Annotated in this window: 10 protein-coding genes; 2 read left to right on the plus strand and 8 right to left on the minus strand. The window is 67.1% G+C overall.

Annotated elements, in window-relative coordinates:
• Window positions 1-3 precede the first annotated feature (3 nt).
• Window positions 4-993, plus strand: coding sequence for a Bug family tripartite tricarboxylate transporter substrate binding protein (locus tag CTA01S_RS12710; protein WP_084362422.1), 990 nt, complete (start codon window positions 4-6; stop codon window positions 991-993).
• Between the two features lie 39 nt (window positions 994-1,032).
• Here the strand turns inward: CTA01S_RS12710 and uvrA are convergent, their stop codons facing one another.
• Window positions 1,033-6,723 carry an excinuclease ABC subunit UvrA gene (gene uvrA / locus CTA01S_RS12715; RefSeq protein WP_062196072.1) on the minus strand — a complete coding sequence of 1,897 codons (5,691 nt, stop codon included), beginning with the start codon at window positions 6,721-6,723 and terminating at the stop codon, window positions 1,033-1,035.
• Between the two features lie 371 nt (window positions 6,724-7,094).
• On the opposite strand from uvrA, the gene CTA01S_RS12720 reads away from it, so the two are divergent.
• Window positions 7,095-8,204, plus strand: coding sequence for an ABC transporter substrate-binding protein (locus CTA01S_RS12720; RefSeq protein WP_062196075.1), 1,110 nt, complete (start codon window positions 7,095-7,097; stop codon window positions 8,202-8,204).
• 89 nt (window positions 8,205-8,293) lie between these two features.
• Here the strand turns inward: CTA01S_RS12720 and CTA01S_RS12725 are convergent, their stop codons facing one another.
• The 7 genes from CTA01S_RS12725 to CTA01S_RS12755 all read right to left on the minus strand — a co-directional run bounded on the left by CTA01S_RS12725 (window position 8,294) and on the right by CTA01S_RS12755 (window position 16,261).
• Entirely contained in the window at window positions 8,294-9,184 is an 891-nt protein-coding gene (locus CTA01S_RS12725; RefSeq protein ID WP_062196077.1) for a M48 family metallopeptidase, read from the minus strand.
• A 17-nt stretch (window positions 9,185-9,201) separates the two neighbouring features.
• Window positions 9,202-9,963 carry a lysophospholipid acyltransferase family protein gene (locus CTA01S_RS12730; RefSeq protein ID WP_033370977.1) on the minus strand — a complete coding sequence of 254 codons (762 nt, stop codon included), beginning with the start codon at window positions 9,961-9,963 and terminating at the stop codon, window positions 9,202-9,204.
• A 115-nt stretch (window positions 9,964-10,078) separates the two neighbouring features.
• A complete protein-coding gene (gene gmhB / locus CTA01S_RS12735) occupies window positions 10,079-10,714 on the minus strand; it encodes a D-glycero-beta-D-manno-heptose 1,7-bisphosphate 7-phosphatase (protein ID WP_062196080.1) in 636 nt (211 codons plus the stop codon).
• A 10-nt stretch (window positions 10,715-10,724) separates the two neighbouring features.
• Entirely contained in the window at window positions 10,725-12,878 is a 2,154-nt protein-coding gene (glyS, locus tag CTA01S_RS12740; RefSeq protein WP_062196081.1) for a glycine--tRNA ligase subunit beta, read from the minus strand.
• 1 nt (window position 12,879) lies between these two features.
• The gene (glyQ, locus tag CTA01S_RS12745) at window positions 12,880-13,797 is read right to left on the minus strand and encodes a glycine--tRNA ligase subunit alpha (RefSeq protein ID WP_019560179.1); all 918 of its coding nucleotides are present in this window, start codon (window positions 13,795-13,797) and stop codon (window positions 12,880-12,882) included.
• Window positions 13,798-13,871: 74 nt separating this feature from the next.
• Window positions 13,872-15,380 (minus strand): apolipoprotein N-acyltransferase, encoded by a 1,509-nt coding sequence (lnt, locus tag CTA01S_RS12750; protein WP_019560180.1) that lies wholly within the window; start codon window positions 15,378-15,380, stop codon window positions 13,872-13,874.
• Complete coding sequence (locus tag CTA01S_RS12755) at window positions 15,380-16,261, minus strand: CorC family transporter (protein ID WP_019560181.1); 882 nt, start codon at window positions 16,259-16,261, stop codon at window positions 15,380-15,382. Before CTA01S_RS12755 ends, lnt begins: the two co-directional genes overlap by 1 nt.
• Window positions 16,262-16,417: the final 156 nt, after the last annotated feature.

Genomic DNA, 16,417 nt, shown 5'->3' on the forward strand with positions numbered 1-16,417 from the left:
GCCATGCTGCGCCGCACCCTTCTGCGAGCCACCTCCCTGGCCCCGCTGCTGGCTCCCGGCCTGTCTGCGCTGGCCACGCTCGCGATCGCTCAAAACTACCCGCAACGCCCCGTGCGTCTGATCGTCGGCTTCCCGCCCGGCACCGGCCCCGACGTGGTGGCCCGAACCCTCGGGCAGCGCTTGGCCGAAACGCTCAAACAAACCGTCGTGGTCGACAACGTCGCAGGCGCCGGCGGACAAATCGCCGCGCAACAAGTGGCCAAGGGCACGCCCGATGGCCACACCTTGCTGTTGGGCGAAGTCGGATCGATCAGCATCGCCCCGGCCACCCACCGCAAGCTGCCCTACCAGCCTGCCAAGGAATTGGCCCCGGTGTCGGAAATCGTGCGCGCCGACTTCGTGTTGGTGGTGCCGCCCAATGCGCCTTATGCCGACGTCGCATCCCTGGTGGCGGCCGCGCGCGCGGACAAGCAAAAGTTCAACTTCGCCACCTTCGGCGCGGGCACGCCGGGCCATTTCGGCGCCGAAATCTTCGCCAGCCGTTCGGGCTTCCAGATCGAGCCCGTGCACTTCCGTGCCACCGGCGATGCGATCACAGCTCTGGTGAGCGGCAGCGTACAAGCCGCCTTCGTCAGCACCGCCTTGGCCGCCCCTCAAATCAAAGGCGGCAAACTGCGCGGCCTGGCCACCACCGCGACTCGCCGCTCGGCCTTGCTGCCCGAAGTGCCGACGTTTGCCGAACTCGGTTTGGCCGACATCAACTTCTCCGCATGGTTCGCCGTCTTTGCACCGGCGGGCACGCCCGAGCCGGTGCTGGACCAGCTCAATCGCGACATCGTCGCCGCCGTGCAAAGCCCGGTCGTGCGCAAGCAACTGGAGGACGCAGGCTTCACCGTGCTGGGCACGAGCCGGGCCGACACACAGCGCCTGCTGCACTCCGAAGCCCAGCGCTGGGCGGCCGTGGCCAAGGCAACGGGTTTTCAGATCGATTGAGCATCGCCCGCCGAGGCTCAACGCCACGCCCGGCGCAGGCTAGGCCTTGCGCGCCAGCACCGGCGCAAGCGCCCGCCCGGTGTGGCTGCCGGCGGCCACCACGGCTTGCGGCGTGCCGGCCACCACCACCTGGCCGCCGCCGGTGCCGCCTTCGGGGCCGAGGTCGAGGATCCAGTCGGCTTCGGCAATCACATCCAGGTCGTGTTCGATCACCACCACGCTGTGGCCAGCGTCCACCAGGCGGTGCAGCACGCGAATGAGCTTTTCCACATCCGCCATGTGCAGACCGACCGTCGGCTCGTCCAGCACGTACAGGGTGTGCGGCGCCTTGTTGCCGCGCCGCATCACATCGTCTCGCACCTTGCTCAGCTCGGTGACGAGCTTGATGCGTTGAGCCTCCCCGCCGGACAGCGTGGGTGAAGGCTGGCCGAGGGTCAGGTAGCCCAGGCCCACGTCCCTCAACAGTTGCAAGGGGTGGGCAATGGCGGGCATGGAGGCGAAGAAGTCCACCGCCTCGTCCACCTCCATGGCCAGCACATCGCCGATGCTCTTGCCGCGCCAAGTGACAGCCAAGGTTTCGGGGTTGAAGCGCGCACCGCGGCACACGTCGCACAGCACTTTCACATCGGGCAAGAAGCTCATCTCGATGGTGCGCAGACCCTGCCCTTCGCAGGCGTGGCAGCGACCCTCGCCGGTGTTGAAGGAAAAGCGCGCAGGCGCATAACCGCGCGCCTTGGCTTCCAATGTGCCCGCAAAGAGCTTGCGGATCTCGTCCCAGAACCCCACATAGGTGGCCGGACAGGACCGCGGCGTCTTGCCAATGGGGGTTTGGTCCACTTCGAGCACGCGGTCCACGCGTTCCCAGCCTTCCAAAGCGGTGCAGCCCATCCACGCAGGCAGGCCCTTGCCGCGGTTGTTCACCACGGCCTGCAGGTTGGCCAGCAGCACGTCGCGCGCAAGCGTGGACTTGCCCGAGCCGGACACCCCGGTGACGGCCACCAAACGATGCAGCGGCACCTCCACATCGATGCCGCGCAGGTTGTGCAGTGAAGCGCCGCGCAATGTGAGCCGGGGCGTGTGACGATCGACCGCTCGGCGCGGCTGCATGGGGTGCACCAACGGGCGCGCGAGGAAGCGGCCCGTGAGGGATTCGGCCTGCGCAGCCAGTTGATCCGCAGTGCCTTGCGCGATCAGTCGTCCACCGCGTTTGCCGGCGCCGGGGCCGATGTCGATGATGTGGTCGGCGCGGCGGATGGTGTCTTCGTCATGCTCCACCACCACCAGGGTGTTGCCTTGGTCGCCCAGCTTGTGCAAAGCGTCGAGCAGGATCCGATTGTCGCGCGGATGCAGGCCGATGGTGGGTTCATCGAGCACGTAGCACACGCCCTGCAGATTGGAGCCCAATTGCGCGGCCAGACGGATGCGCTGGGCCTCACCACCGCTGAGCGTGGGCGCCGCACGATCGAGCGTGAGGTAGCCCAGCCCCACATCCTCCAAGAACGCGAGTCGGTTGCGGATTTCGCTCACCAAGTCGCGCGCGATGGCGGCCTCGCGGCCTTCCAAGGCCAAGGTGTCGATCCAACGACGTGCCTCGGTGACCGAACGGGCGGCCACGTCCGCAATCGATTCGCCGCGGAAGCGAATCGCCAGCGACACCGGGTTCAGGCGCGCGCCACCACAGGTGCTGCAGGGCTGGTCGGACACGTCCTCCAGTTCGGGCTCGGCGAAGGTCTGCTCGCGGCCTTTGTCATCGTCACGCCGCGTGTCATCCAACGCACGGCGCTGCTCGCCCGTCAGCTGCACGCCGGTGCCCACGCAGTCGGGGCACCAACCGTGCTTGGAGTTGTACGAGAACATGCGCGGGTCCAGCTCGGGGTAACTGGTGCCGCACACCGGGCAAGCGCGTTTGGTGGAGAACACCTTCACCTGGCCGATGTCGACCGTCGAGCGGCCTGTCGCCATCGCGCCTTGCAATCCATCCAGCGGCACCAGCAGGTGCATCACCCCCTTGCCCAGCTCCAGCGTGCGGCTGAGCAAGCCGCGCAGTTCGGCCTCGTGGTCGGGGCGGATCACGAGGTCGCCCACCGGCAGCTCGATGGTGTGCTCTTTGAAGCGATCGAGCTTGGGCCAAGGGGTCACGGGCACGAACTCGCCGTCCACGCGCAAATGGGTGTGGCCGCGGGCCTGAGCCCATTTGGCCAGGTCGGTATAAAGACCCTTGCGGTTCACCACCAAGGGCGCCAGCAGGCCCACGTGCTGGCCCTTGTGCTCACGCAGCAGCTGCGCGGCGATGGATTCCGGCGTTTGCGGCCGCACCTCGGCGCCGTCATGCACACAATGCTGCACGCCCAGCTTGACATACAGCAAGCGCAGGAAGTGATAGACCTCGGTGGTGGTGGCCACCGTGCTCTTGCGCCCGCCACGGCTCAAGCGCTGCTCGATGGCCACGGTGGGCGGGATGCCATACACCGCGTCCACTTCGGGCCGCCCGGCCGGCTGCACGATGGAGCGCGCATACGCATTGAGCGATTCGAGATAGCGCCGCTGGCCTTCGTTGAAAAGGATGTCGAACGCCAGCGTGGACTTGCCCGACCCCGACACGCCGGTGATGACGCTGAACTTCCCGCGCGGGATGTCCACGGTCATGGCCTTGAGGTTGTGCTCGCGGGCGTTGACGATGCGGATGGCGTCCAGGCCGTTGGCCTGGGCGGCGGCGCGGCGCGCGCGCACCAGGGTTTGCAGCGGGGCGCCCTCTTCTGCTCGGGCACCATCCACCAGGCCCAACGCAGCTTCGTACTCGCGCAGCGCGCGGCCGGTGTGCGACTGCGGGTGGGCCTTCACGTCCTCGGGCGTGCCGGTGCACACCACCTCGCCGCCGGCTTCGCCGCCGTCGGGGCCGAGGTCCACGATCCAGTCGGCCGAGCGGATCACATCCAGGTTGTGTTCGATCACCAACAGCGAGTGCCCCGCCTCCAGCAGCTTGCCAAAGGCGCGCATCAGCTTGGCAATGTCGTCGAAATGCAAGCCAGTGGTCGGCTCGTCGAACAGGAACAACATGCCCTTGCGCGCCACGGCTTGATGGCTGGACGTGGCGTTTTTGGCCGCCTCGGCCAGATAGCCCGCGAGCTTCAGACGCTGGGCCTCGCCACCGGACAGCGTGGGCACGGGCTGGCCGAGCTTGAGATACTCCAAACCCACGTCCACCAAGGGCTGCAGCGCGCGCAGCACCTCGCGGTCGCCGCGGAACAGCTCGGCCGCTTCGCGGACGGTCAGCTCCAGCACATCGGCCACGCTGAGCGAACGCCAATGGCCGTCCGCCGCGGGGCGGTCGAGGCGCACTTCCAGGATCTCGGCACGGTAGCGGCGGCCATCGCAGTCCGGGCAGCGCAAGTACACATCGCTCAAGAACTGCATCTCCACATGCTCGAAGCCCGAGCCGCCGCAGGTGGGGCAGCGGCCCTCGCCGGCGTTGAAGCTGAACATGCCCGCGCCATAGCCGCGCTGCAAGGCCAAGGGCGCGGCGGCAAACAGCGCGCGGATCTCGTCGAAGGCCCCCACATAGCTGGCCGGGTTGGAGCGGGCGGTCTTGCCGATGGGGGACTGATCCACGAAAACCACATCGGTGAGCCAGTCCGCGCCCAGCAGACGATCGTGCGCACCTGGGCTCTCGGTGGCCTTGCCGAAGTGTCGGGCCAGCGCCGGATACAGCACGTCTTGCACCAAGGTCGATTTGCCCGAGCCGCTGACGCCAGTGATGCACACCAGGCGCTGCAGCGGGAACTCGACGTTCACCCCGCGCAGGTTGTGCTCGCGCGCCCCTTCCAACACCAAGCGCGGCGTGCCGTCCGTGACCCGACGACGCATGCCGATGCCGATGCGCTTGCGCCCGCCCAGGTAGGCGCCCGTCAGCGTGTCGGCCTGGCGCAGCGCCTCGGGCGTGCCATCGAAGACCACCTGGCCGCCGCGCTCGCCAGGCCCCGGCCCCATGTCGATGATGCGGTCGGCCGCCAGCATCACCGCCGGATCGTGCTCCACCACCACCAGCGTGTTGCCCGCATCGCGCAGGCGCAGCATGGCCTCGTTGATGCGGTGCATGTCGCGCGGGTGCAGGCCGATACTGGGCTCGTCCAACACGAACAGCGTGTTCACCAGCGAAGTGCCCAGCGCGGTGGTCAGGTTGATGCGCTGAACCTCTCCGCCGCTGAGCGTTCGGCTTTGGCGGTCCAGCGTCAGATACCCCAGACCGACATCGCACAGATACCTCAACCGCGTGCGGATCTCGTCGTACAGCAGGTGCAGCGGATCTTTCTCGGTGGCTGCGTCGGCCGGCGGCGCGATGCGATCGAAGAATGCGCGCACCCGTTCGATGGGCAACAGCATCAGATCGTGCAAGCACAGGCCCGGTAGCGCATCGAGCTGCTCGCGCGACCAGCCGACCCCCACGGGCATGAAACGGGTGTAGCGATCCCCCAGCACCGCATCCGCATCGTCCTTGCTGCCCAAACGCCACAGCAAGGATTGGAGCTTCAGCCGCGCCCCGCCACAGCTGGTGCAAGGCGTGTAGCTGCGGTACTTGGACAGCAGCACACGAATGTGCATCTTGTAGGCCTTGCTTTCGAGGTACTCGAAGAAGCGCCGGATGCCGTACCACTGCCTGTTCCAGTCGCCATTCCAGTGCGGCGAGCCCTCCAACACCCAGGCACGCTGGGCGTCCGTGAGCTGGCTCCAGGCCGTGTCGCGCGGGATGCCCGCTTCCCCAGCGTACTTGAGCAAGTCGTCCTGGATCTCTTTCCACGCTGGCGTCTGCAGCGGCTTGATGGCCCCCGAGCGCAGCGTCTTGCGATGGTCGGGAATGACCAGCCCCCAATCCACCCCGATCACCCGGCCAAAACCGCGGCAGGTCTCGCAAGCGCCGTAGGCCGAATTGAAGGAAAACATCGCTGGCGTCGGAGGGTCGTACCGTAGATCGCTGTCGGGGCTATGCAAACCTGCCGAAAACCTCCAGACCTCCGGCTCGCCTTGCTCACGCAGCACGTGCACATTCACACGGCCGCCGCCTCGCTTGAGTGCCACTTCCAAAGCTTCGATCACGCGGGCCTTGTCCGTGCCGGCCAGTCGGAAGCGGTCGGCCACCACATCCAACACTTTGCGCGGCCCTTGCGGGGTGACCACCTCGCGTTCGGCCTGCACGCGGGTATAGCCGCTGGCCGACAGCCATTGCTCGATCTCCTCGGGCGTGGTGTGCGCAGGCAGCTCCACCGGGAAGCTCACCACCAGACGCGGGTCGCCGCCTTGCGTGCGCTGCAACAGGTCGGCATAGATCGTCTCGGGATTGTCTTGCCGCACCGGCTGGGCGGTCTGACGATCGTAGAGTTGCGCGGCGCGGGCAAACAAGAGCTTCAGATGGTCGTTCAGCTCGGTCATCGTGCCCACCGTGGAGCGCGAGGTCCGCACCGGATTGGTCTGGTCGATCGCAATGGCCGGGGGCACGCCTTCCACATGATCGACCGCGGGTCGATCCATGCGGTCGAGGAACTGGCGCGCATAGGCGCTGAAGGTTTCCACATAACGGCGCTGGCCCTCGGCATACAGCGTGTCGAACACCAAGCTGGACTTGCCCGAGCCCGAAGGTCCGGTCACCACGGTCAGCTGGCCAGTGCGCAAGTCCAGATCCAGGTTTTTGAGGTTGTGCTGGCGGGCGCCGCGGATGCGAATGACACCAGAAGTCATGCGGGACGTCTTTCGGGAGGGTTCGGACGACAGTGGCCAAGCATTCTAGGCAGCCCCAGCGCCGGCATGCGGGGCCCGGCGTCGCCCAACCCACGCGCCGCGCGGGAATGCAAGCACGTGTAAGAACGCCGCAGGCTTGCGATTTTTCACACACTCCATCGCCAAGACCGTGTCAGACTCTCGAGTTCGTCGTGTGCCGCCATCACGGCTCGCAAGGACGGCGCCGAGCAGACCGCGGCCGGGCGCTGCCGAGCCGGTATCGTTATGGACACCCTGCCAAGCCACCGAGGCCGGCCCATCGCGCAGCCGGCTTGCGTCATGCAGGCACAGACGACGTGTTCCGATAAGCAAAACCCCACGAAGGAGACCGCATGCACAGACGACATTGGCTATTCGCGCTGACGGCCGCGCTGATGAGCTTGGCCGCCCAAGCCCAACTCCTGATCGGCCAAACCGCTGGCTTTTCCGGGCCGGTGGCCGCGGGGGTCAAGGAGACCACCGACGGCGCCAAACTCTACCTCGACGCGGTCAACGCCCGCGGCGGCGTGAACGGACAAAAGATCGAACTGATCTCACTGGACGACAAGTTCGACCCCAAGCTGGCCGCCGACAACGCCCGGGAACTCATCGTCGACAAAAAAGTGCTCGCCCTGTTCTTGACACGCGGCACCCCCCACGCCCAAGCCATCATGCCCTTGCTGGCCGAGCACAAGATCGCGCTGATCGCCCCGTCCACCGGCGCGATGGTGCTGCACCAACCGGTCCATCCCTACATCTTCAACGTCCGCGCCACCTACCAGCGCGAGGCCGAGCGCGCCGTCCGCCATCTGAGCTTGATCGGCCTGGAGCGCATCGCCGTCATCCAAGTCGATGACTCCTTCGGCGCCGACTCGATGGCCGGCGCACAGAAAGGGTTCGACGCCGTCGGCAAACAACCGGTGGTGTTGGAAAAGTTCGACCGGGCCCAACCCAACTTCGCCCCGATCGTGCCCAAGATCGTGCAGGCCGACGCCCAAGCGGTGATCATCATCGGCTCGGGCTCGGCCGTGGTCGAGGGCGTCAAAGCCTTGCGGGCCGCGGGTTCGCGCGCCCAGGTGGTGACCTTGTCGAACAACGCCTCGGCGGGCTTCATCAAGTCCTTGGGCGAACATGCCCGCGGCGTGATCGTCAGCCAAGTCTTTCCCTATGAGCGCTCTCTGGCCGCGCCGATCGTCAAAGAAGCCGTCGATCTGGCGCGCGCCAAAGGCCAGCAAGAAGTCTCTCCGGCCATGATGGAAGGCTTCGCCGCGGCCAAGGTGCTCGTCGAAGCCCTGCGCCGTGCCGGCCCCAACCCCACGCGAGCGCAAATCGTCAATGCGCTCAACGGCATCCGCAACTTCGACATCGGCGGCATGGAGATCAACTACTCCCCCACCGACCACACCGGGCTGGACTACGCCGATCTGTCCATCATCGGGCCGGATGGCAAGTTCCGGCGTTGAATGCAGGCAGCGGCACGGGCCTCCCGCGGCCCGTCCTTCCGATGGCGGGCCATCATCGGCCCAGACACCGGCCTTGCGGCCCTGAGCATTCAGCCCAAATCCGGCAGCACCGTCTCCTTCAGCCTGCCGCGGGCGTGCTCATAGTCTGGCAGCACCGAGCGCACCACGTCCCAAAAGCGTGGGCTGTGGTTCATCTCGCGCAGGTGCGCGAGTTCGTGGGCCACCACGTAGTCGATGATGGGCAAGGCGAAGTGGATGAGCCGCCAGTTCAAGCGAATGGAGCCGTCGGCCGAGGCGCTGCCCCAGCGCGTCTGTGCCGACGACAGGCTCAGGCGCGTGTAGCGCACCCCCAGCCGCTGGGCAAAGTGCCCACAGCGTTCCTCGAACACGCGTCGAGCCTGTCGCTGCAACCAGCCGTGCACAGCGTCGCGGATTTGTGCGGCGCTGGCCTGCTGAGGCAAGCCCACATGCAAGGTCAGGCGCGGCACCCCGGGCAGCGCATCGGCATCGGTGTGGAGCACCGCCCCCGTGGCCCGCGGATCGAGCACCACGATGACCGTCTCGCCCAGGAAAGGCAGGCTCGCCCCGTCGCGCCACTCCACTTTGGCCTGTTGAAGCCGGGCATTGCGCTCGTTCTGCTCGGCCAGCTTGCGCAACACCCAGCGAGCCTTCTCGCGCAGCGCCGCTTCGATCTCGCCCACGCTCACCCAACGCGGGGCACTCACCGTCAACCCCTCGGGGCCCACGACGAAGCCGATCGTTCGGCGTTTGGCGCGTCGCAAGGCATAGGCCACCCGATGACCGTCGAGCACCAGCTCGTGGGTCGAACGCGGATGGGCGAAAGCCACCGGCGGCAAGCTGCGGCCGACCTCCGGGCGGCTCGGTGTCGCCGGCGCGGCCACCGTCGCGCTCGACGGCGACTCACCGGAAAACAGCGACAGTTGCTGCGGCTCGCGCGAACCTGAGGCCGGACGTACCATGGACCGGCAGTATAGGTTCAGGCCCTCTGTGGTGCGCCAGAGGCGGTGGCGCCTTCGGGATAGGCCTCGGGATCGAGCCGACGCATCTCGGCCTCGATCCAGGCTTCCACCTGGCGCATCAAGTCCTCCGGATCACGCCCCTGCGAGTCGATCGGCGGGCCGATGGACACATCGATGATCCCCGGCGTGAGCAGGAAAGACTTGCGCGGCCAACAGCGTGCCGAGGTCACGGCAATGGGCACCACCGGCACGCCGGTGGCCACCGCCAAGCGAGTGCCCCCGGTCTTGTAGGCGCCCTGCTGCCCCCTGGGCGTGCGTGTGCCTTCGGGGAACATGATGACCCAATGCCCAGACTCCATGAAGCGCCGGCCCTGCTCGGCCACTTTGGCCCAGGCCTCGGATCGTTTGCTGCGATCGATGTGCACCATGTCCAAGCGCCCCAAGGCCCAGCCGAAAAACGGCACCCACAACAACTCGCGCTTGAACACGAAGCTCAGCGGTCGGGGCATCAACGAGGGGAAGGCCAGCGTCTCCCAGGCCGATTGGTGCTTGGGCAGCAAGATCGCCGGGCCTTGCGGCAAATGATGCCACCCCTGCACGCGCCAGCGCACCCCGGCGATCCAGCGGGCCGCCCAGATCACCAGGCGGGTCCATCCCACGCAGGCCCAGTACAGAGGGCGCCCGCGCACGAAGACCGACATCACCAACACCGCCACGGCCCAAGGCACCACGGTGAGGATCACCCACCCCAAAAACAACACGGACCTCAACACTCGCATCGGTTCCTACCTCGGTGATTGCAAACGGACATGTCTCGGCTGCCGCTTCGCGCCGCCGTGGCGACGGCCCGAGCCGCCCTTGCCCGGCGCGGGCCGCCTGGGCACGCTCGGGGCCTCAAGTCAGCGAGCCGAAGTCGGTCGCACCAGCGCTCTCCCCCGACTCCTCGCGCTCGCGTTGCACGAGATGAGCGGCCAAGGCCTCCAAGTTCTGATGCACCCGCGTGCCAGGCACTTGGGCCGCCAAGGCCGCCACCTGCTCATCGCTGAGCCCCTCGCAGCGGCCCGTGCGCAGCAGATGCGGCTCACAGCCGACGGCATGCGCGGCCTGCAAGTCACGCACCGTGTCACCGGCCACGACGATTTCTTGCAAAGGCACGCCGAAGCGTTCACTGATGCGCAGGAGCAGCCCCGGGGCCGGCTTGCGGCAGTCGCAACCGTCCTCGGGGGTGTGCGGGCAGATGAACACCGCGTCGATGCGCCCGCCATGACGGGCCAACAGCTCGTTCATCCGCTGGTGCACGGCATTCAGGCCGGCCATGTCGAGCAACCCCGTGCCCAGCCCCGGTTGGTTGGTGGCCACCACCACATGCCAGCCGGCATGGTTCAGCCGAGCCACGGCATCCAGCGCGCCGGGCAGCGGTTCCCATTCCTCAGGCTGGGCCACATGCTCGGTGCGGTAACGGTTGAGCACGCCGTCGCGGCCGAGCACGACGAGCTTGAGCTGGCGTTCCACGGGACGCGGTGCGGGCATGGACAGCTCCTCAGGCCGCCGCCAGACGCGACAGATCGGCCACGCGGTTCATCGCCGCATGCAGCAGCGCCAGCAAACCCAGACGGTTGGCACGCAATGCCGCGTCCTCGGCATTGACCATCACTTGGTCGAAGAAAGTATCCACCGGATCCTTCAGCGCGGCCAGCGCCTGCAACGAGCCGGTGTAATCGCCTTGCTCGAAGGCCGCGTCGGCTTGCGGCCGCACGGCCTGCAAGGCCTCGTGCAGCCCGGCTTCGGCCGGCTCGCGCAACAAGCTCACATCCACCTTCGGCTCGATCGCTGCATCGGCCTTCTTCAAGATGTTGCCCACCCGCTTGTTGGCCGCGGCCAGCGCCTGCGCCTCGGGCAAGCCAACGAAGGCGCGCACGGCCGCCAGGCGCCGCGGCACCTCGCCCAAGCGGCCAGGCCGCAAGGCCAGCACCGCCTCGACCTCCTGCGCGGTGTAGCCCTGCTCGCGCAAGGAGACGGCCAACCGGTCGTAAATGAAGTCCAGCAAGGCCCCGCGCGGATCGTGGATGCGCGATCCAAACACCGGCACCGCAGCGGCCACCAGATCGGGCAATTGCAAAGGCAGGTTCTTCTCGATCAGCAAACGCACCACGCCCAGCGCATGTCGGCGCAGCGCAAACGGGTCTTTGTCGCCGCTGGGCAACTGGCCGATGCCAAACAGGCCCACCAGCGTCTCCAGCTTGTCGGCCAAGGCCAGCACCGTGCCGATGTGATTGCGCGGCAAGGCATCCCCGGCAAACCGCGGCTTGTAGTGGTCTTCGATGGCAAGGGCCACGCCATCGTGCAGCCCCTCATGGCGCGCGTAATAGCCGCCCATGATGCCCTGCAGCTCTGGAAACTCGCCCACCATGTCGGTGAGCAGATCGGCCTTGGCCAAGCGAGCCGCCTGCTGCACCTGGCTGTCCAGCCCATCGAACTCGTCCTTGGCCTCGGCGGTGGACGGCACGGTGGCCTGACGCAGCTGGTCGACGATGGCATGGGCAATGGCCTGCACACGCTGCGTGCGCTCGCCCTGGCTGCCCAGCTTGCCGTGATAGACCACCTTGTCCAGACCCGGCACGCGCGACTCCAAGGTCTTCTTGCGGTCTTGGTCGTAGAAGAACTTGGCATCGGCCAGGCGCGGACGCACCACCCGTTCGTTGCCGCCAATCACCGCACTGGGGTCTTCGGGGCTGATGTTGCTCACCACGAGGAAGCGGTTGGTCAGCCGGCCCTGGGCGTCCAGCAAGGGGAAGTACTTCTGATTGGCCTTCATCGTGAGGATGAGGCATTCTTGCGGCACCTCGAGGAACTCCGGCTCGAACTGGCCCACCAGCACATTGGGGCGTTCCACCAGGGCCGTGACTTCGTCGAGCAGCGCCTCGTCGTCCACCGGGCGCACACCGCCGCCGAGCCGGGCGGCCGCTTCGCCGAGCTGGCGCACGATCTCGGCGCGACGCGCCTCGAAACTGGCGATCACCGCCCCGTCGTGGCGCATTTGCTCCGGGTAGCTGTCGGCTTCGCGGATCACCACCGGATCGACGCGGGCCTCGAAACGGTGACCCCGGGTCTGACGGCCAGCCTTCAAGCCCAGGGCCTGCACGGGCACCACGTCGCTGCCCCACAACGCCACCAGGGCGTGCGCCGGACGCACGAAATGCACGCTCGTCCATCCATCGGCGAGCTGGTAGCTCATCAGTTTGGGAATGGGCAGCTTGGCAATGGCCTCGTCCAGGGCCTTTTGCAAGCCCTCGGCCAGCGCCACACCGGGCACCACACTGTCATGGAACAGCACCTCGGCCTTGCCATCATGCACCCGCTGGAGCCGATCGACCACGCTGGCGTCCAGCCCCAAAGACTCGAGCTTTTTCAGCAGGGCCGGTGTGGGCCGGCCCTCGGCGGTCAGCCCCACGGACACCGGCATCAGCTTGCGCTGCACCGGACGGTCGGCCGCCCGCTCGGCCACCGCCTCCACCCGCACCGCCAGGCGTCGCGGCGTGGCAAACGGGGTGGGCACCACGGCCGCATCCACCAGACCCTGGGCCTTGAGGCTGTCGGTCAACACGGTGGCGAAGGCCTCGCCCAGTTTCTTCAGCGCCTTCGGAGGCAGCTCCTCCACGAAGAGCTCGACCAGCAAATTTTTCTTCGTCGTCATCTCAGGCAGCCTTTTTCTCCAGCTGAGCCAGCACCTCTTGGGCCCATTGACGCGGCGCCAACGGGAAGCCCAAGCGGGCGCGGCTGTCGAGATAGCTCTGCGCCACGGCACGGGCGAGATTGCGGATGCGGCCGATGTACGCAGCGCGCTCGGTCACGCTGATGGCCCCGCGCGCATCGAGCAGGTTGAACGTGTGCGCCGCCTTGAGCACCTGCTCATACGCCGGCAGGGCCAGCTGCTGGGCCATCAGGTGCTGCGCCTGGCGCTCATGCGCCGCAAAGGCGGTGAGCAAGAACTCCACGTCGCTGTGCTCGAAGTTGTAGGCCGACTGCTCTTGTTCGTTTTGCAGGTAGACATCGCCATAGGTCAGACCGTCGGTCCAGACGAGCTTGTAGACGTTGTCCACGCCCTGCAGGTACATCGCCAAGCGCTCCAGGCCATAGGTGATCTCACCGGTCAGGGGCTTGCAGTCGATGCCACCGACTTGCTGGAAGTAGGTGAACTGCGTGACCTCCATGCCATTGAGCCACACCTCCCAGCCCAGCCCCCAGGCGCCCAGCGTGGGGTTTTCCCAGTCGTCCTCGACGAAGCGGACGTCGTTCTTTTTCAAGTCGAAGCCCAGGGCCTCGAGCGAGCCCAGGTACAGCTCCAAGATGTTCTGCGGGGCCGGCTTGAGCACCACTTGGTACTGATAGTAGTGTTGCAAGCGGTTGGGGTTCTCGCCATAGCGCCCATCCTTGGGGCGTCGGCTGGGCTGCACATAGGCAGCTTTCCAGGGCTCGGGGCCAATGGCGCGCAAGAAGGTGGCCGTGTGGCTGGTGCCAGCGCCCACCTCCATGTCATAGGGCTGCAGCAGGGCGCAGCCCTGGGCGGCCCAGTAGTCATGCAGGCGCGCGATGAGTTGCTGGAAGGTCAGCATGGTCTGAACGATCGATGTGCGGGCATGGGGCCGCGTGCATGGCGCATCGGCCCCGGCGAAACGAACCCTTGATTCTAGGCGGCCGCCCGGGATGTCCCGGCGCGCCACACCGCCAGCCCCCACAGCCCGGCGGCCAAGACGACCCAAGGCCACAGGCCCAGGGCCGCCACCCAGCGGGCGTAAGGCGTGCTGCCCAAGCGCCCCTCGACCTCGCCCACCAACACCCCGCGAACATGCGGGGCCAGCGCATGCGTCACCCGCCCGCGATGGTCGATGATGGCCGTGGCCCCGGTGTTGGTGGCACGCACCAGCGGCCGCTGGAATTCCAATGCGCGCAGCCGCGAGATCTGCAAATGCTGATCGACCGCCTGCGTCGGGCCGAACCAAGCAATGTTGCTGACGTTGGCAATGGCCGTGGCCTGCTCTGGGCCCACGAAATTGGCCGCCAGCTCCTCGCCGAACAAGTCCTCGTAGCAGATGGTGGGGCGAATGCGCTGGCCATCGAACACGAAAGGCCGGCTGTGGCGTCCGCGGGTGAAGTCGCCCAGCGGCATGTTCATCATGTCCACGAACCAACGAAACCCTGGCGGCACGAACTCGCCAAAAGGCACCAGGTGGATCTTGTCGTAGCGATACATCGGCTGGCCCGGCGCCAGTCCGGCCACCGAGTTGGTATAGCCCTCGGTGAAGTCGCCCAGCGGCACCCCAATCAGCGCTGCCACCGACCCCTGCGTGAAATGCGCTTGCAGGGCCTGCCAGTAGCCCTCGGGCTGTTGTGCAGGCAGCAAAGGGATGGCCGTCTCGGGGGCCACCACCAGCGCGGTGCGTGCAGCCACCAGTTCGCGCCCCAGCCATTCGAGAGCGGCGGGCAAGTGCTCGGCCGAAAATTTTTCGTCCTGGGCCACGTTGGGCTGCAGCAGCGTGACCTCGAATCGACCGGCCGGCCGGGTGAAATCCGCTGGCGCCAACGCCGCGGCCAAGACCAGCAGCAGCGGCATGCCCGCCGCCGCGAGCCGGCCCCACACCGGGCGGCGCGCGCCGACCAGCGCCACGGCCAGGGCCGCCGCCAACCAAGCCGCCACGAAGCCCATGCCATAGACCCCGACCCACGGCGCCAAGGCCGCCAGCGGCCCATCGCTGTGGGCATACCCGGAGGCCAGCCAGGGAAACCCGGTGAACAGCACCCCGCGGGCCAGCTCGGCCAGCAGCCAACCCGCGGCAAACAGCAGGGCGTCTGCGACCGGGCGCCCGCTGCGCCAGCGCGCCACCGCCGCCATGGCCACCCCCAAATACAGCGCCAAGGCCGCCGCCAAGGCCGCCACGGCCAAGGCCGACAACCAAGCCGGCAAGCCGCCATAGCGGTGCATGCTGATGAACAGCCACCACACGCCACCGGCCAACCAGGAAAAGCCGAAGCACCAGCCCCACCAGGCGGCACGGCGCGCGCTGGGCGCACGCATCACCCCCCAGGCCAAGACCGCCGTGGCCAGCAGCTGCACAGCCCAGCCCTGGCGTGGCGCGAAAGCCTGGGCATGGGCCCAACCGGCCAGCAGCGCAACCAGCGCGCCCAATGACGCCGACATCAGGCCTCGGACGCCGCAGCGGCCTGCGGCGCCTCGGGGCTGCGCGTCACCTTGAACCAGCGCACCGCACCGGACCGGGTGAGCATCACCGAAAACCGCAGGCCGCCGATATCGACCACTTCGCCACGCCGTGGCACATGGCCCAGCTCATGGGCCACCAAACCGCCGATGGTGTCGAACTCGTCCTCGGGCAGCTGGGTGCCGAAAGCCTCGTTGACGGTTTCGATGTCGGCATCGCCGGCCACACGCTGGCTGCCGTCGGCCAGGGTGTAGATGCCGTTGTGCGCGTCTTCCTCGTCGAATTCATCCTCGATTTCGCCGACGATTTCCTCCAGCACGTCTTCGATCGTGATCAGGCCGGCGATCTTGCCAAATTCGTCCACCACCAGCGCCAAATGATTGCGGTTGGAGCGAAAGTCGCGCAGCAGCTCGTTCAAGCGTTTGGATTCCGGCACGAAGACGGCCGGACGCAACAGCGTGCGCAGCTTGAGCTCGGGGGCGCGCTGCAGCTTGAGCAAGTCCTTGGCCAGCAAGATGCCGATGATGTTCTGGCGATCGCCTTCGAATACCGGAAAGCGCGAGTGCGCCGTCTCGATCACGGTGCTCAGCAGCTCCTCGTAGGGCGCGTTGATGTCCAGCACATCCATGCGCGCAGCGGCCACCATCACGTCGCCGGCGGTCATGTCGGCCATGCGCAACACCCCTTCGAGCATGAGCCGCGACTCGGGTTCGATCAGCTCGCGGTCTTCGGCCTCGGCCAGGGTCTCGTACAGTTCGTCCTTGGAGTCCGGGCCCGGCGAGAGCAACTCGACCAGGCGTTCGAAAAAATTGCGCTTGTCGCCCGTGGGGCGTCCGCAGCGTCGAGGGTGAGGGTCGGGCATCGCTTGCGCGAAAAGTTCAGATCACGCCGAAGGATACCCCAGCCCCGTGACAAGCCGCATCCAGACCGGCCAAAGGCTTGACAAGGCCGATACACTCAGCCCAAGCCTTGAAATCTGGGCCTGCCCCCTCACATAGGGGCACGCTCTTGTCGCGAA

Source organism: Caldimonas taiwanensis NBRC 104434 (assembly GCF_001592165.1).
GTDB classification, from domain to species: Bacteria; Pseudomonadota; Gammaproteobacteria; order Burkholderiales; family Burkholderiaceae_C; genus Caldimonas; species Caldimonas manganoxidans.